Raw genomic sequence first — 17,452 nt, forward strand, 5'->3', positions numbered from 1 at the left:
GGTACGTCACCCCGCTCGAAACGAGATCCTTGCTCAGGCAGAGCCTCGTCCCGGCAGCGTAAACACCCGCTGTCCAGTTCGCGGGGGGAACTTCACATTGAGGCGTGCCAGGAGGCGGGCGTGCTGCCACGCGTCACGCGAGGGGGCACGGGGCGGGGTGGCGGCGGTGTCGAGATCGTTCACCGCCAGCCAGGGGTAGGAGAAGCGGCTTTGGGTGAACGGGCCCAGCCGGGGCAAAATTGCGGCCGCCAGTTCGGTGAGGGCCGCGGCAAGGGCCGCGAGACTCGCCGCCAGGAGGAATACCGGCAGCGGTGCGCCGAGAACGCTGCTGTCCCAGGTGTAGTGGATCAGGTCGGCCTGGCTGAGAAGTCCGACTACGACGGTACTGGCCATGGCGGCCACCAAGGTGGACTTGGTATCGATGGCGACGGCCCAGCGTCCGATGTCTTCGATCGCCCGCAGAGCCTGTGCGAGTTCGTGATCGTGCGTTGGTGGGGCGGGAGGCGTTGTGGCGTGGGGCTCGCGGTTGTAAGGGATCACGGTGCGTCCTTCTGGTGCGGCACACCGTCGAGGAGGCCCAGTTCCTCGATCAGCGCGCGGCCTGGCTCTCCTCCTGCTCGGGCCAGCCCGAGGGCGGTGTATTTGCGGACCTGCTGGCGTTCGAAGCCGGTCATGCCCTCAAAGAGGGCTGGCAGGTGCTGCTCGTCGGGGTCCGGGCCTGCGGTCGGCGGGGGTGCGATCTTTTGGACCGCTTCGATAATCCGGGGCACGTCGTCGGGGCGGTGCATGAGCCAGAACGCGAGCAGCGCGGTCGGCCCCTGTTCGACGAGGTCTCGGTAGAACGTCAGGCGGGCGTGCTGGACCTGGTGGTTCTGCTCTGTGACCGCGACTTCCCACTGGGCGTCGTGCAGTTGGGCCCTGCGCTCTTCGGGAACGGCGTCTTCGATGAGGAGCAGGGTGCCGTGGCCGTAGGTGATGCCGATGTCCTGCAAGTGCACAGGGGTGCTCAAGGACGCGGTGAGCTTCTCCTCCAGGGTCTCGCGGTCGGCAGTGTGGGCGTTTGTCAGGGTGGCGTGCACCAGGGTCTCGATCTCGCGGCGTACGAGCGGCACGCAGTCGAAGAGGTGTCTGGCGGCCACGAGATGGGGGTTGTCGGCCCACCAGGACACGGTGATCTGGGCCTGCCATAACCGGCGGGCGGCACCGTCCCATACCGGGAGGGTGAAGGACTCTCCCTGTTTGGTGAGCCGTACCCAGTACGCCTCCTCGGCCTGCACGAGGTCCGCCAGGGAGACCGAGCGGCGCGTGGAGTGTGCTGGCGCCGGCAGGTCACTGGTGACGGCGACCAGGGCGCGGTCGCGGTGGCGTCCCAGTTTGTGAGCGAAATAGGCGAGCGTTAGGGGTCCGGTCACCGGTTCGATCAGCGGGGTGGTCATGCGTGTCCTCCACAGGCCAGTGCGGGTTCTTCGAAGGCGCGCAGTGCGGGGCGAAGTGTTTCCAGGTCCTCGGCGTTGGGTTGTTCGTGTGCCAGGCGGGTCAGGTCGTAGGCCAGCCGTTCGGTGTCCAGGTGCCGGAGCATGGTGAAGATCGCCGCGATCAGGTCGCGTACCAGGGTGTGCTGGGGGTGACCGCGGACGGCGAACAGCCAGCCGGTGATCCAGTCCAGGACCCGTCCGTAGCCGACCGGGTGTGCGCTCAGCGCCGCAAGCACGGTGGCCGCGGCATGCGCGGCCTCGGGATCGCCGAGCACGGCTGCCGTCTGCTCCGGCAATCCCGTACCGGGGCGGGCGGGGCGCTGGGTGGTGACGGTCAGCAGCCCGGATACGAGGTCGACTGCGGTGGCACAGCGCTGGTCGTCGCTCAGGTCCCAGGCCGCCAGTTGATGCAGTAGAGCGGCCGGTCCCGACGTGGCGCCCGCGCGGTGCAGGGCGAGGATCCCGTTGACGGCGGCCTGCGCCACCTCCCGTTCTTCGGCACAGGCCAGCTCCATCAGGCGGCGCAGGGCCGTCTGCGGGTAGGCGAGTCCGTAGGCGGTGCCGTAGGCAAGCGCTGCGGTGCGGCGCAGTTCCTTTCCCGCGTCGGCACGGCTGAAGCTGCCCAGTAGACGGCGGACCTGGGTGGCGATGGCGGGGTCGTGTGCGGCGGCGGCGCCCAGGGCTCGGGCGGCCAGTTCCTGGCGCGGCCGGTCCTGGCGTGCCCATCGCCGCAGTGGCGCGAGTGCTTGGTGGCCGGTGGTGGCCGCGGTGAGAAAGCCGGCCGCGGCGCCCGCCAGGTCCTGCAGGTCCCCACGCAGGGGGGTCGCGGCAAGCCAGTTCAGCAGCGGGTCGCGGAGTGTGGGGTACTCCCGCCAGGCATGGTCCAGGGCCGGCTGGGCCCAGCCGGGGCGAAGGAAGCGGACACGCTCCAGGTTGTAGCGGGGGAAGCTGCCGCTGGAGGGGGCCGGCTCAGGGGTGGCTCGGATCGCGTCCAGTTCCTTGCTGCTGCCTGGTGGTGGCCAAGCGGACGCGGCCGGGGCCTGGGAGCCAGATGCCAGGACGGCCTCCAGAGCGGTGGCGCGGTCGGCTATGACGCCGCGGTCCTGTCCCTCGAACACTGCGGTTGCGAGCATCCAGGCCCAGGTGCGCGGGTTGGGGTGGGAGGTGAACCAGTCGGCGATGTCGGCGTGATCGCGATCCCGCACCGCGTCGAGTACGTCGGTCTTGTCGTAGCGGCCGAGTGCGGCGCCGGCCAGGTCACGGGCCACGGCTGCCGCTTGGCCGGGGCCCGGCACCAGGCGCAGCGCGTCCAGGACCTCGTCGTCGAGGAGGCCGGGGTGGTTGTCGGCCCACCCGGGTCCCAGGTGGTGTGCCAGGTGGTTGCGGGCCACGGTTACGGGATCGGGAGCGGTGCAGGAGATCAGGTAGGGGCGCCAGGTTCCCGTGATGGCCCGCATGGGTGCAGAGGGCGGCTCGGTCAGCACGACGGCCAGGTAGGCGCCAGTGGCGCGCAGTGCGTTGAGCAGTACCTGAAGGCGTGCCGGGGTGATGGCGAGCTGGTCGGCATCGTCCAGGTCCAGCAGGTAGCAGGTGCCTGGGCGGAGCTCGTCGGCCAGGTCTTCGAGAGACTGCTCGGCGTCCAGGGCCTTCACCTCGCCGACGTCCTCCGCGTACTGCTCCAGCAGGTGCAGGGCGAACGCGCGCTTGCCTACGCCGTCGGGTCCGGTGAGCAGCACGAGATGGCTGCGGACCGTCCGGGCCGCAGCGCGATATTCCGGCGGTTCGGCGAACGTGGTGGTGACGAAGTCCCGTTCGGCACGCCGTACAGTGCCGACGCGCACCGGCAGACCCAGTACAGCCGAGCCGGGCAGTTGTGCGGTGACGCCGTCATGGACGGTGGAGTTGAACAGTACGTTTCCGACGACGCTGAGGAAAGGCGCGACAGGGACGTACGGCGTCTGCTGTTCCTCTGCCTCGCACTCGTCCTCGGGGACCTTGCCGGCAGAACTTTCCGGTAAGGCATCGCGAGCGCCGACGGTGACGGGCGTACTGACGTCGGCGGGGCCATCGTCAGGGAGGTCGGGGTCAGGCATCTCGACCGCCTCGGACCTTCTTGTCACCGGCGACGTTGTCGCCTTTGCGCCCGTGTACGTGCTCGGTGGCGGCGTTGTAGTTCATTCCGCCGTGGACGGTGCCGCCCATCATCTGGTTTCCGCTCTGCGCCCCGATGTGGAAGACCGGAGCGAGGGGTTCGGGCTGAGCGGGAGCAGCCGGATCAGGGGCGGGCGCAGGGGGCGCCGTCGCCGCGCTGCCGTCCGGCCCGGAGCCGAAGGTGGGGGGCAGGTCATTCGCGGGGGTATAGATCCATCCCGTGAGCGGCATCCCTTTGACGGAGTCGTGCACCTGGCGGAAGCTCTCGGCGTCGAGGTCCGTGTAGCCGTCCATCACGGCTGTCTGGAACACGGAGTCCGAGACGGCGAGTGCCACGTGGGAGCGTGTGGCGGCCAGCGCCTGGCGCAGGATGTCGGCCTCCAGAAGTCGGCACAGCCGGCTTTTGGCTGTCGCCGCCCCGTCTTCGTGGACGGGCCCGGCGTGTACGGCCGCACGCATCCGCAGCGCCGGTCCACCTGACAGCTTGATGCGGCGCAGCTGGTCGTTCAGGGCTCCAACGGCGTCGATGAGGAGGTGGGTGCGCTCGTCGGTCAAGACGATGAGGAAGCCGTCCCCGGTGTCCTCGGCATCGGCCACATCACGGTCCCAGTCCAGTCCCCTCGTGCGCAGCGCATCGGAAAGAGCGGTGCGGACAGTCGCGCGAATCGCCGGGAGCGTGGGTCCTTGATTGGCCGTGTACTTCTCCACGTCCACGGCGAGCAAAGCCCTGGAAGGCGGCATGTCAGGCATGAAAGTCCCCTCGTTCGCTGATGCGCTGATCGGCGCAGCGAGGGAAATCCTGCCGCTCCCGCGAACGGGGCGCAGCGGATTCTTACCCTGTCCGTCTTCAGTGGCGGGCCGCCCGTCCTTCGGCGACCGCCCGCAGAGCTTCCAAGTCCGGCAGTACGAAGTGGTGGGCGGCGTCGGTTCTGACGACCTCCAGCGCCCGCAGCCGGCTCATCGCCTTGACTGTCATGTCGCGGCCGGCTGCGACCGTGGCGGCCAGTTCCGGCATGGTCAGCCTGATGCCGATCCGTACCCCGCCATCGGTCATCGGCTCTCCCGCCTGATCGGAGAGGAACAACAACCGACCCGCGATGCGTTCGGTCACGCTGCGGGCACGGTACTCAAGGCGCTGACGGTCAGCCTGACGCAACCGGTGCACCATCACCATGAGCATGGCCCTGCACGCACGCGGGTTCCGGTTCAAGAATATTTCGAACCGCTCGGGCGACAACGCCCACGTCTCGACCGGCCCGACCGCGATCACACTCGCCGAGTGCTCTCCGCCGTCCAAAGCCGCCATCTCACCCAAGACCTCGCCCGGCTCCCGATAGGCGAGCACGACCTCGGCCCCTTCATCGGTGGACGTCACCACCTTGACGCGGCCTCCCACCAGCAGCATCACCCGGCGCGTGTTCTCCCCCTCACGTAACAGCACCTCACCGTCACCGAACCGGCGCACCTGCCCCAGCTCCCGCCAATGGGCCCGCTCATCCACCGTCAAAAGACGACCCTGGCTGCCCTCATCCACCACCACGATGTCCACCCCTCAGTGCTACCTCCACCATGGCGACAACCGCTCCCATGGACCACCCACCGACAACTTATGGCCCGCCCACCAGCGCACGAGGGTCTATCGGGAAGCCTGATGGACCCACACAGCGAGGCGGCGCGCCGCCCTGGATGGACGGCGCGCCGCAGGCACGTCATGAGGGGTCGCGACCGTCGAGCAGCGCTCACCCGGTGCGCTGGAGAGGGTCAGCGGCGGGCGTCGCCGTGGCGGTGGTCGCGATCCCGGTCGCGGCCCCAGGACTCGTCGTCGATGAAGCGGCCGCGGTCGTTGCGCAGGGTCGCGGTGTCACGGTCGTTGTTCCACACGTAGTTGCGACGGTCCTGGTAGAGGTCGGTACGGGTGTCGCGGCCCTCACCGGTGTGGATACGGACCGTGGCCCGCCCGTCCAGACGGTAGTGGTCGAACGTGTACGTGTGCCCGGAGGCGTCCTCGAGGGTCCAGCCGTCGAGGTTGACCGTGTGACGAGTCGTGTTGGTGAGCTCCACCCACTCCTTGTTCAACGACCTGTTCGAACGGTCGTCGCGTCCCGGGGAGTCGTACTGGACCGCCGAGATCCCCACCTTCGGATGCTGCGGACGGGCGCCGGCAGCGGACGCCGGCAGCGCCGCCACCGAGACCAGAGCGCTGGCCGCGAGCGCGGCGGCGGCCAGACGACGGGCGGTGACAGAAGCAGAAGCGGACAAGAAGTCCCCCAGAAGATGCGGCACCCCTCCCCCGCCAGCGGCCTTGCGGCCGCCGTGGGAGTCGGTGCGGTGTGCGGGTAGCGGCCGAACTGGCCGCACACCCACACCCTGCCCACCACACGCAGGACTTGGGCAGAAAACATGGACTGTGTTACTGATTGCCCACATTCCTGTGACTCTCGCCTGCCTCATCCACGTATGCCGCAGACGCCCCATGTTGACGACCCAGCACGATCCCGCCCCCGTCCAGAAGTGGGTCCAGACCCTGCAGCCGCCACACCACGCCACCCCGGCACCGCGGGGACCGTCACCCGAAAGTGAGTAACAGGTCCCCTCGTTCGTCGCTTCTGGCCTGCGGAATATCTCCGTCTCCCACAGGCTCACGGTCCATCGCTGTCGGCCACCGCCTCGGACTCGTCGGGCAGTGCCTCCATAAGCGCGGCTGGCCGCCGCACCACGAGGTGCTGGACCTCGTACGACATCTCCTTGACGTGGGGAGCCGGTGGCGGGTGATAACGGCCCGCACACACCGACAGGTTGACGATGAGGTAGGCGTGCCAGGCACGCCCCACGCCCTGACGGTCGGCGAACACCCGGCTGCCGTTCACCCACCAGATCACGGACCTCGAGCCGAACTCAACGCGAAGGTCGACCCACGCGCCCGGGCCGATAGCGGCGTCGCGGTAGTAGAGGTTGCCGCCGCGGACGTGGTTGGTCAGCTCCAGAAGGTCGGGGTTGTCTGGGTGGTACTCGAAGACATCGATCTCCTGGTCGCCGTCCCGCCAGGTCCAGATGGCCGGCCAGGCCCCGGCCTCGTACGGCAATCTGACCCGCGCCTCGAGCACATCCCCCGCACGGACGGTGAAACCCTCCTCGCTCCCCTCTGTGGTGAGCAGGCCCGTGTCCCACCGGCCGTCCTTGCGGAGGCTGGCACGGAAGGTGCCCGAGCGGCTGTACGCGGGGTCCGCCGTCAGGTGATCCAGTTTGTTGTCGCCGGGGTTGACCGGTCCGCCGTTCGGATATGCCCACGAACGCCCTGCCACCCATTGACGGGTAGACGCGAAGTCCGCCGTAAAGACGACCTCAGGTCCAGACAAAATCCCCTCCGCCGACGGTGTCCCGTCACATGCAGGATTCTCCATGCACGGATACTGCTCTATATAGGACTTCAGCATGCAAATGCTATTGAACCCACGGCAAGGACCGCTCGGACGAGCGAATCCGCATTGCCAAAGCTCTGTCGCAGACACCGCCCGCGCCCACGAAACGGTGCTCGATGAGGTCGGCGACCTCGCCCCGGTGCGGTCGTAGAACTTCGCCGTCACCTCGCCCGCTGCCAGTTCGGGCACCCGGTGAATGCCGCCGCACAAGAAGATCGACACGGCGTCGCCGTCGTAGCGCGCTGGGGCCTCTGCGTAGCGCAGCGTCCTGGGCGGTAGCAGCGGGAAGGCGCCGACGGCGATCGCGTCCGGCAGCGGAGCAGAACGGGCCGGGCCGGGAGCGTACTTGCGGGCGTTGGTGACCAGCTCACTGGCCACCAGCTGGGTGAGGTCCCTGGGCCCCGCTGGACGGGAGAAGCCTGGGGCACATGGCCAGGGGGAACACCGGCGGTGCAGCCAGTGCGGCGCTCGGCTGCTCGGAACGAAGACCGCCCGTACGAAACTCAGTTCGTCAGCACGGGACGGCGCGCGACGCACGTCCGGGTGGTACTTGCCTGCGCGGGTGCATTCTGGCCGTTCGGGTCCGGGCGGGCGGCAAGAGTTGGGTCATGATCATGGATCCCGATGCCAACTCCGAAACCCCTGAAGCTCCCGGTACCCCCGGCGGGCCCGCACCGGCGCCCTCCCGTCGTACCGTCATCGCCGGCGCGGCCGCCGTCGCCGGAGCCGGCGGGCTGACGGTCGCCGCCACCTCCGCCGGGACCGCGCAGGCCGCCCCCACCACCGCGGTCACCGACTGGGACGCCTGCCTGACGATCGCCCGGGCGATCCTCGTACGGGACGACGAGGACCAGCCGCTCGTACCGCGCTACGCCGACATCCTCCTGAACAACGGTCTGCCCCGCTCGCGCCGCCCCGGCAAGAAGGTGCTGATCGTCGGCGCCGGGCCGGCCGGTCTCACCGCCGCACACCTCCTGCGCGAGGCCGGTCACCAGGTCACCCTCATCGAGGCCAACGCCAACCGGGTGGGCGGCCGGATCAAGACCTTCCGCACCGGCGGCCACGAGAACGCCGCCCAGCCCTTCGCCGACCCGAAGCAGTACGCCGAGGCCGGCGCGATGCGCATCCCCGACAGCCACCCCCTGGTCACCGGACTGATGGACAGCCTCGGCCTCAAGCGCCGTCGCTTCCACCTGGTCGACGTGGACGGGACCGGCCGCCCCGCCTACCGGACGTGGATCTACGTCAACGGCATCCGCGTCCGCCGCGCCGACTACGCACGCGCCCCGCAAACACTCAATCGTTCCTTCGGAGTGCCGCAGGCGTACGAGTCCGTCCCCGCCTCGCAGATCGTCCGCGACGCCTTCGCCCCCGTACGCAAGGAGATCGAGGGCAAAAAGGACAAGGAACTCGTCGAGGGCTGGGCACGCGTCATCCAGCGCTACGGCCACATGTCGATGTACCGCTTCCTGACGGAGGAGGCCAGGCTCGACGAGCGGACCATCGACCTGATCGGAACCGTCGAGAACCTCACCTCCCGCCTGCACCTCGCCTTCGTACACAGCTTCATCGGCGCCTCCCTGATCAGCCCCGACACCGCCTTCTACGAACTGCCCGACGGCACCGCCACCCTGGCCGACGCGATGTACTCCCGGGTGAAGGACCTGGTACGGCTCGACCGCCGTGCCACCCGCATCACCCACGGCGAGGGCAAGGTCACTGTCGAGACCGTCTCCGAAGGCCGCGGCGGCCACCCCGTGCGGCGCGAGACCTTCACCGCCGACACCGCCATCATCACCGTCCCCTTCTCCGGGCTGCGCCACATCCCCATCGCCCCGGCGCTCTCCTACGGCAAGCGGCGCGTGGTCACCGAGCTGCACTACGACGCCGCCACCAAGGTGCTGCTCGAATTCAGCCGCCGCTGGTGGGAGTTCGACGAGGCCGACTGGAAGCGCGAGCTGGAGGCCGTGCAGCCCGGCCTGTACCGGAAGTACCAGACCGGGCAGACGCCGACGAACGGAACCCTGCTGGGCGCCCACCCCTCCGTCCCCGAGGGCCACGTCTCCGCAGGCCAGCGCGCCCACTACGCCGCCAGCCGCGTGGTCACCCGCGACCAGCCCGAGGCGGCCGGCGTCATCGGCGGCGGCTCGGCCACCGACAACCCCAACCGCTTCATGTTCCAGCCCTCCTACCCCGTCGAAGGCAGCCCGGGCGGCGTCGTCCTCGCCTCCTACAGCTGGTCGGACGACGCCCTGAAGTGGGACTCCCTGGACGACGAGGAGCGCTACCCGCGCGCCCTCGCCGGGGTCCAGGAGGTGTTCGGGCAGCGCATCGAAGTGTTCTACACCGGCGTCGGCCGCACCCAGTCCTGGATGCGCGACCCGTACGCCTACGGCGAGGCGTCCGTACTGCTGCCCGGCCAGCACACCGAGCTCTTCCCCCACGTCCGCAAGGCCGAGGGCAACCTGCACTTCGCCGGCTGCCACACCTCCATCAAGCCCGCCTGGATCGAGGGAGCCCTGGAATCCGCAGTGCGGACCGCCCTGGAAGTACACACGGCGTAGCGGCCGCCCCGGCGCCGCCGTCAGCTCTCGGCGAGCACGATCAGCCAGTCCCCCTCCAAGAACCGGACCCGCTGCCGCTTGTCGGGGTTGACCCGCACCCCGTAGTCGGGGCCCGTGGTACTCCGCGCACGCAGCCGGTAGCCGACCGCACATTCCCGGCGACGGCGCGCCGACTCGACGGCGGTGGCGAACGAGACCTCGGAGCCGGCCCGGACGTAGTCCGCGGCCGGCTTGAGGCGGAACTCGTGGCCCTGGGCCGTGAACAACTCCTCGAAGACCTCGGCGAGATACGGGCTCTGTGAGATCTGGGTCATCAGCAGGCTGATCAGCCTGCCACTCACGATGAAGTCGGCGCCGTCCCGGGCGGGCGCGAGGAGCCGGTTGCCATCGTCGGACATCTCGGTGGTGAGCACGAGTTGCCGCTGCGCGGCCTCCGCGACGGCCCGAAGATGCAGCAGGGTGACCAGTGTCCTGTCGTCCGCCCGCGCCTCCGGATCCGTCACCGGAACGAAGGAGGCGACGGGCGTGTCCGAGGCCGAGCCGCAGGCCGGGGCCGCGAGCTCCGTCTCACCGATCACGATCACGCTGTCGTACGAGGGCACATCCAGCTTGGCCAGGGTGCGCGGGTCGGTGATGTCCCCGTCGTAGCAGGAGACTTCGAGGTGGGACCGCTCGGCCGTGACGGCTCGGGCGCCGCGCGTGGCCGCGTACTCGCCGAGCGCCACGACGTCCAGGGTGGTTCCCGGGCTCACGTACTGGTCGAGCTGCTCGATGACGAGCGAGGCGCGGCGGTTCCAGCCGAGCAGGAGGAGACGTTCGGCCTGGGCGGTCCTGGGCCCGGCCGCCACGATCGCGTCCTCCTCGACATGGGAGGCCACGTCCGCCCGCACGGCCGTGTCGTCGTCCTGGGAGATGACGATGATCCGGTCGCCCGGGCCGATCGCCGCCCCCGGATCCGGATTGAGGGTGACACTCCCGTCGGTGTGCAGCAGGCCGACCGCCGAGGACGTGGCGAACGCCAGCAGCGCCTCGCCGAACGTACGCCCCACCAGGCCCCCGGCGGCGACCGGGTAGAACTCGTCTCCCTCGAAGTCCAGCAACTCCGAGTAGACGAGCGAGAGGCCGGGCTGCCGGGCCGTCGAGACGAGGAGCCGGGCGACGATGTCGTCGATGCACAGGACGTGTCCCGTGGGCCCGGCCGCCAGCCTGGCGGTCAGGTGGTTGCGGGAGTCACGGACGGCGGCGACCACCACCGTTTCCCCTTCACCGAACCCGGGGACGGCCGCGTCGAGGGCCAGCAGCGTCTTCACCACCTGGGCGTCACCGGTGTCCCCCGTGGGAGGCAGCACCAGCACCGCCTTCGCCGTGCGCGGACTCACCCGGCACAGCTCGGTGGGGTCGGTGGTGCTCCCGTTGCGGCAGATGATCCGCGTCCTGCCACTGTCGCTGACGCGGGTGGAGATCTCGTCCTCCATCCACACCTTGTCCTGCGGGGCCAGCACGGCGACGGCGGAGCGCCGCTGGTTCGCGTTGGCGGCCACCAGCTCCCCGATCACGGGAAAGACCTGGTCTGACCACCCCAGGACGACGGTGTGCCGCGTCTCCACCACGGTGGAGTGGCCCAGGCGCAGTGACATGATGCGCCGGTTGATGCCCGTGGTGATCAGACTGACCAGGGTCGACACGAAAAGCAGCGCCACCAGCGCGAGCGACACGGAAGCCAGCACGTAGAGCGGGGAGCCGACGACGCCCCCGATCTTCAGCGTCTGGCCGACGCTGACCCACACGGCGGCGAGCCGGCCGGAGAGCGTTGCCGGAGCAGCCCGGTCGGACCAGACCAGGACCATACTCGCCGGAACGACGACGGCGAGGCAGGCCAGGGCGAGCCAGCCGATGAGCGCGGTCGTTCCCCCCGAGACCAGATGGTCGAAGCGATACCGGAGACGGAGCCGGAGTGACGTCGTGTGCTGCTGCTCCACACAAACTCCCGTACATGAATCGACGCGCCGATCGGAACGGCTGCCCGCCACCCCAGAATCACCCTAGGCAGACCTCTACTCCGGCCGACCTTGAACCCGACCGACCTCACTCAGAGGTATGAACACACCATGGAAGCCGGGCCGCGCGGGGCGCCGAGCGCGACGTCGGTGATCGGGTGCAGCGCCATGCGGGGGAAGGACCGCGTGCCGGATTCGAGGGCATCGGGGAGGCGCTCGCCGTTCTCGGGAGCTGGCAGGCCAGCGACGCTGGAATCCTGGACCAGGCGCGCGAGTTCGTCGTCGGTGCATACCGATCCGACCTCGCCCCACGACCACGACCGTGCAAACCACAGCCCGCAGGGATGTGCCTGGCGGCGACGCGTCAAGCTGCGGCGCGACTCCGATCTCCACCTGGCTGCCCCGTGGAGCGTCCCGCCTCACGCCGGTGGCGCGCCGGGCCGTTGGGGGCCGGGCGCGCCGTCGTCTCACGTGCGGGGGCGGGTGGCAAGGTCAGCCGCCTGCTCCCGGTGTGGGGTGGTGTCAGCGGCGGGCGTCACCGTGACGGTGGTCGCGGTCGCGGCCCCAGGACTCGTCGTCGATGAAGCGGCCGCGGTCGTTGCGCAGGGTGGCGGTGTCGCGGTCGTTGTTCCACACGTAGTTGCGGCGGTCCTGGTAGAGGTCGGTGCGGGTGTCGCGGCCCTTACCGGTGTGGATACGGACCGTGGCACGGCCAGCCAGGCGGTAGTCGTCGAAGGTGTAGGTGTGACCGGAGGCGTCCTTGAGGGTCCAGCCGTCGAGGTTGACCGCGTGGCGGGTGGTGTTGGTGAGGTCCACCCACTCCTTGTTCAGCGACCGGTTGGAGCGGTCGTCGCGTCCCGGGGAGTCGTACTGGACAGCGGAGATCTCCACCTTCGGGCGCTGCGGGCGGGCGTGGTCGGCCGCGGACGCCGGCAGCGCCGCCACCGAGACCAGAGCACCGGCCGCGAGCGCGGCAGCGGCCAGACGACGGGCGGTGACAGAAGCAGAAGCGGACAAGAAGTACCCCTGAAAGTACAGGCACCCATCCCCCTGTAAACGGCCTTCCGGCCGCCGCGGGAGTCGGTGCGGTGTGCGGGTGGCGACCGGTTGGCCGCACACCCACACTCTGTCCACCTCGTGCAGGAGTTGAGTAGAAAACATGGACTGTGTTACCTGTTGCCCATATTCCTGTGACTCTCGCCTGCCTCATCCATGTATGCAACTGTCGCCCCATGTTGACGACCCATCACGATCCCGCCCCCGTGCAGGAGTTGCCCCAGTCCCCGCAGCCGCCACACCACGCCACCCCGGCACCGCGCGGGCCGTCACCCGAAAGTGAGTAACAGCCCCCACGTTCGCCGCTTCGCAGGCCTGGTCGGCGCAAGCGATCATGACGCCCACCCTTACCCCTGTTTCGGTGCCCGTTCGCAAAGTCGCTGCCCGGCGGGCGAAGGACAAGGCGCTGCAGCTTCACGTCAGCGATCCAGCAGGAGACGTAGCGGCCGTCCCATTGGCCAGCTTGACCCGGCCGCCGCGGTGTACGTCGCGTCGTACGACCGTCTGTCCCGCCTCGAAACTGCGCACCACTCCTCCTCCGTACCTGGCCGGGATACCCGAGGGAGCCCCGTCCCAGCACCACCGTGACCGTGCCGTACGGGAACAGGGTGAACGGGATCGAAGCCGTAACGGGCAGCGATCGACTTCCACAGGGGGCCGTGCCGCTTCCCCTGTGTCAGATTCCACGGTGACGTCCCTTTGCTCAACAGGCCGGTGACCTGGGGTTTCACTCAGTCGTCGGGCGATGTGGCCGCGGGTGACGTCCGACGGTGTGCGCGCCGGTCGCGAGGGCGGCGGGGTAGAGCATGCTGTGGCCGAAGCGGGTGCGGGCGCGGTCGGCGACGGATTCGATCGCGAGGTGCTTGTCCTCGCCGGCGTCGAGGGTGAGCTGCCGGACGGCGTGAGCTGCGGGTTTCAGGGCGTCGGCCCGCAGGGCGATGCTCCGGACCCGGGCGCGTTGCAGGCCAAGGGACTCGTATATCGCGTACGCGGTACGGGCCAGGAGGACGGTGTGCTGGGTGGCCTCGGGGAGGGGGGAGGGTGCGGCTGCGGCGGGTCGATGTCTGGTCGGCGTATCGGACGGTGCAGGTCAGGCTGGAGGTGATCTGTCCGTCGGCCCGCAGCCGTGTGCCGAGGTCGTCGGCCAGGGCGAGCAGGGCGCGCCGGTGCTGGGCGGGGTCGAGTTCGTCGTGGGGGAAGCGGTGTTCGGCGCTGATGCCCGTCGGGACGGGGGCGGGGTCGACGACGGTGGTGTCGCGGCCGTGAGCGCGTTCGTGGAGTGTGCGGCCGGTGCGGGCTCCGAGCAGGCGTTGCAGGGCGAGTGCGGGGGCGTCGGCGAGGTCGCCGACGGTGTGCAGGCCGTACTCGGTGAGCGTGGCCGCCGTCGCCGTGCTGGCACCGGGCAGGTGCCGGACGGGGCGAGGGCGCAGGAACAGGACGATTGCTTCGGGGGTGTCGTCGATGACGGTGCGTCGGCCGGGCGGGGTGAGGGCGGCGGCCATGGCGGCGAGCATCGGGTTCGGCGCTGCTGCCGCCGACGAGGACACCCCGAAGAACGCTGCGGCGCGCAGCTGGATGAGGTCGGTGATGCCGCGGGCGTCGCGGTTCCAGAAGCGCAGGCTGCCGGTGAGATCCAGCACGGCGCTGTCCGGTGGCAGCATCTGCACGCGCGGTGTGACGTCCTGGAGGAGCCGGTGCAGCTGCTCCAGGAGGTCCGGGTCGTGGCCGGGTGGGAGGACGAACCGGAGGTGGAGGATGTGGCGGTCGCCCATGGTGGTCACCCTGCGCTTCCCGGGCTGCGGTGGCCGAGGCGGCGGAGGTCGGCGGAGCGGGTGCCGGCGGGCTGGAGGTCAGCGTACGGGTGCAGGCGGGCGCCGGCGGTGCCGTCGGTGAGTGTCCGCTGCGGGGGCTGGGCGGGGGTGGGTGCGGGAGCGTCGCGGTCGAGCAGGTCCAGGGCGGCCTGGGGGCCGTGGTCGCGGCGTGCGGCGGCGACTTCTTCGAGGTCCCATGCCATCTCGCCGACGACCGTGCGGCGCGGCCCGCGGGCTTCGACGGTGCCGCGTACCAGGAGCAGCCCGGAGTGGAACACGGTGTGCGCGACGCGCTCGTGGCTGTCTTCGAAAAAGGCGAGGTCGACGAGTCCTGAGCCGTCTTCGAGGGTGACGAAGATGATCCGCTTGCCGGACGGGATCGGCGGGGTCTGGGTGGAGGCGCGTACCCCGGCCACCAGGACTTTCTGGCCGGGGTGCAGGGCGCGCAGGTGGGCGGCGTCGGTGGCGCCGAGTTCGCGCAGCAGCCGGTGGTGGTGCTCCATCAGGTGATGGGTGACGTCGATGGACAGGACGTCCAGCTCGGCACCCAACTTGTCACGGCCGGTCATCTCCGGCAGGCCGCTCGGTTCGGCGGCGGCGAGTTCGCCGCCGAGCGGGAGCTGTCCGTCGGTGGCGGCGCGGTTGCGGTACTGGCGGTGCAGTTCAGTGGCCTGCAGGAGCAGGTCGCGGCGGGTCAGGTCCGTGGCGAGGGAGTCGAGGGCGCCGATGCGGATCAGGCTCTGCGCGATGGGCAGGGACGGGTGGGCGCGCTGCCACAGGTCCTGGAGGCCGGTGTAGGGCTGGCCGGCCGCGAGGCGGTCGACCTCGTGCTCGGTGATGCCCTTGACCGTGGAGAACGCCAGTCGTACCCCCCAGCCCTGCCCGGTCTGTTCCACGCTGTGGCGGGGGCGGGAGCGGTTGACGTCGACGTTCAGTACGGGCACGCCGTGGCGGCGGGCGTCCGCGACGATCACGCGGCGCGGCCACATGCCCGGGTCGTGTTCCAGCAGGCCCGCGTACAGGGCGGCGGGGTGATGTGCTTTCAGGAAGGCGGACTGGAGGGCGGGGACGGCGAAGGCGACGGCGTGGGCGCGGCAGAAGCCGTAGGCGCCGAAGGCGGCGATGGTCTCCCACACCTCGTCCAGGACCGTGGTGTCGTAGCCGCGCTCGGCGGCCGTGCGGCGGAACCATGCCTCCACCTTCGCCAGCCGGTCGGGGTCGGCCAGGGCTCGGCGGGCGACATCGGCGGCGGCGCGGTCGCAGCCGGTCATCCGGGCGAGGATTGCGATGATCTGCTCGTGCCAGATCACCACCCCGTACGTGTCGGAGAGGATCGCCTCCAGGTCCGGGTGCGGGTAGCGGGGCGCGGCGCCGTGGCGTGCGGCGATGAACAGGGCGGGCATGCCGCCGCTGACGGGGCCGGGCCGGAAGAGGCTGATGTCGGCGATGACGTCCTGGAGGTGGCGCGGCTGCAGCCGGCCCACCAGGTCCTGCTGGCCGGGTGATTCGAGCTGGAACAGGCCCACGGTGTCGGAGCGGCGGATGAGGTCGAAGGCAGCGTTGTCGTTGAGGTCGACGTGGTCGGGGTTGTCGAGATCGAGCAGACGGCCCGTCGTGCGGCGGATCTCCGCGACGGCGTGCGCCATCGCCGACTGCATCCGCACCCCGAGGACATCGAGCTTGAGCAGTCCGAGGTCTTCGACGTCCTCCTTGTCGGCCTGCACCATCGGGTAGCCGCCCGGGGTCGGCTGCACCGGCAGCCTCTCCAGCAGGCTCGCGTCGGACAGGATGACGCCGCACGGGTGCATGGCGTAGCCGCGCGGCAGCCCGTCCAGGCCCTCCGCCAGCTCCCACAAAGGCCCGAACTCCCCTGCCCGGGATGCGAGTCGGCGCAGCTCCGGCAGCTCGGTGAGGGCGGCGCGGATGTCGCGGGCCCGGATGTGCGGGAAGCTCTTGGCGATCTCGTCCACGACCTGCGGGGCCAGCCCGAGCGCAAGGCCGGTGTCACGCAGGGCGTGGCGGGCCCGGTAGGTCTCGGGCATGCCGGTGACCGCGACCCGCTCCCGCCCGAACCGCTCGATGATCCTGTCGTAGACCTCCAGGCGCCGGGCCGACTCCACGTCCAGGTCTATGTCCGGCAACGACGTACGACGCTCGGACAGGAAGCGTTCGAACAGCAACCGGTGCTCCAGCGGATTGGCCGTGGCCACGAACAGGGCGTGGTTGACCATGGAACCGGCGCCCGAGCCGCGTGCGGCGACCCGGATCCCCATCGCCCGCACATCGGCCACGACCTGCGCGACGGCCAGGAAGTACGCCTCGAATCTGAGGCGGCCGATGACCTCCAGCTCGTAGTCGAGCTGCCGTACGGCGGATTCGTCCGTGTCCAGGCCGCGGGCGGTCATCCCCGCCTCGCACCGCTGGCGCAGCAGCCGCATCGCCGAACCGGGTTCGGGGCCGGCGCCCACGACGGACGGCTCGGGGAAGTGCGGCCGCCCCAGCCCCAGATCGGCCGGGGTCAGGATGCAGGACTGCGCGGTCGCCTCGGTCTCGCCCAGCAGCCCGGCGGCCCGCCCCCGATCGGCGCCGGCGGCCTGCGCGATCCGGTCGGCGGCCGCCGCCATGGCGGCCGGGTCCTTCAGCCACCGCTCGCCGCCGTCCAGGCTTCGGCGGTCGACCGGCCGCAGCAGCCGCGCCGCGTCCAGCACATCGGCGAGCCGGTGCTGAGCCGCGTCGGCGTAGCGGACGGAGTTGGTCAGCACCGCGCGCACACCCAGCCGGTCGGCCAGGCCGGCCGTCCGCGCGGCCAGGCGCAGCGACCCGGGCCCGGTCCCCTGCCGCCCCAGCCACACCGTCTCCAGCCGCAGGGACGCCCCGGCCAGCGCCCGCCACGGATGAAGCAGCTGCTCGGCGAGGTCCTCACGCCCGGCCGCCAGGGCCCGCACGGGCTCGGAGGCCGGACCGAGCATCACCACCAGG

12 protein-coding genes are annotated in these 17,452 nt (G+C 70.4%); 1 reads left to right on the plus strand and 11 read right to left on the minus strand.

The genetic code is table 11. From position 1 onward, the window contains the following. Positions 1-33: 33 nt before the first annotated feature. The 7 genes from ACWDR4_RS47905 to ACWDR4_RS47935 form a co-directional block, all read right to left on the minus strand. Positions 34-540 carry a hypothetical protein gene (locus tag ACWDR4_RS47905; RefSeq protein WP_450418227.1) on the minus strand — a complete coding sequence of 169 codons (507 nt, stop codon included), beginning with the start codon at positions 538-540 and terminating at the stop codon, positions 34-36. Further along, on the minus strand, positions 537-1,436 hold the full coding sequence (locus tag ACWDR4_RS47910; protein WP_450418229.1) for a hypothetical protein: 900 nt from the start codon (positions 1,434-1,436) through the stop codon (positions 537-539). Before ACWDR4_RS47910 ends, ACWDR4_RS47905 begins: the two co-directional genes overlap by 4 nt. Next, positions 1,433-3,568 carry a hypothetical protein gene (locus ACWDR4_RS47915; protein WP_450418231.1) on the minus strand — a complete coding sequence of 712 codons (2,136 nt, stop codon included), beginning with the start codon at positions 3,566-3,568 and terminating at the stop codon, positions 1,433-1,435. Before ACWDR4_RS47915 ends, ACWDR4_RS47910 begins: the two co-directional genes overlap by 4 nt. Continuing rightward, complete coding sequence (locus ACWDR4_RS47920; protein WP_450418232.1) at positions 3,561-4,376, minus strand: hypothetical protein; 816 nt, start codon at positions 4,374-4,376, stop codon at positions 3,561-3,563. The genes ACWDR4_RS47915 and ACWDR4_RS47920 overlap by 8 nt, the downstream gene beginning before the upstream one ends. Positions 4,377-4,473: 97 nt before the next feature. Beyond that, complete coding sequence (locus ACWDR4_RS47925; protein WP_450418234.1) at positions 4,474-5,175, minus strand: Crp/Fnr family transcriptional regulator; 702 nt, start codon at positions 5,173-5,175, stop codon at positions 4,474-4,476. 212 nt (positions 5,176-5,387) lie between these two features. Continuing rightward, positions 5,388-5,885: a lamin tail domain-containing protein gene (locus tag ACWDR4_RS47930; protein WP_450418235.1), complete on the minus strand. Its 498-nt coding sequence runs from the start codon at positions 5,883-5,885 to the stop codon at positions 5,388-5,390. 380 nt (positions 5,886-6,265) lie between these two features. Next, entirely contained in the window at positions 6,266-7,027 is a 762-nt protein-coding gene (locus ACWDR4_RS47935; protein ID WP_450418242.1) for a beta-glucanase, read from the minus strand. A 632-nt stretch (positions 7,028-7,659) separates the two neighbouring features. On the opposite strand from ACWDR4_RS47935, the gene ACWDR4_RS47940 reads away from it, so the two are divergent. Continuing rightward, positions 7,660-9,609 carry a flavin monoamine oxidase family protein gene (locus ACWDR4_RS47940; RefSeq protein ID WP_450418243.1) on the plus strand — a complete coding sequence of 650 codons (1,950 nt, stop codon included), beginning with the start codon at positions 7,660-7,662 and terminating at the stop codon, positions 9,607-9,609. A 20-nt stretch (positions 9,610-9,629) separates the two neighbouring features. On the opposite strand, the gene ACWDR4_RS47945 is transcribed toward ACWDR4_RS47940, so the two are convergent. The 4 genes from ACWDR4_RS47945 to dnaE form a co-directional block, all read right to left on the minus strand. After that, positions 9,630-11,588, minus strand: a complete 1,959-nt coding sequence (locus tag ACWDR4_RS47945; RefSeq protein ID WP_450418237.1) for a CASTOR/POLLUX-related putative ion channel — start codon at positions 11,586-11,588, stop codon at positions 9,630-9,632. Between the two features lie 540 nt (positions 11,589-12,128). Then, positions 12,129-12,623: a lamin tail domain-containing protein gene (locus tag ACWDR4_RS47950; RefSeq protein ID WP_450418238.1), complete on the minus strand. Its 495-nt coding sequence runs from the start codon at positions 12,621-12,623 to the stop codon at positions 12,129-12,131. 770 nt (positions 12,624-13,393) lie between these two features. Beyond that, positions 13,394-14,434: a DNA polymerase Y family protein gene (locus ACWDR4_RS47955; RefSeq protein WP_450418245.1), complete on the minus strand. Its 1,041-nt coding sequence runs from the start codon at positions 14,432-14,434 to the stop codon at positions 13,394-13,396. Positions 14,435-14,439: 5 nt separating this feature from the next. Then, positions 14,440-17,452, minus strand: a 3,013-nt coding sequence (gene dnaE / locus ACWDR4_RS47960; protein ID WP_450418240.1) for a DNA polymerase III subunit alpha, incomplete at its 5' end; no start/stop codon positions are given.

Source organism: Streptomyces sp. NPDC000878 (assembly GCF_053599695.1).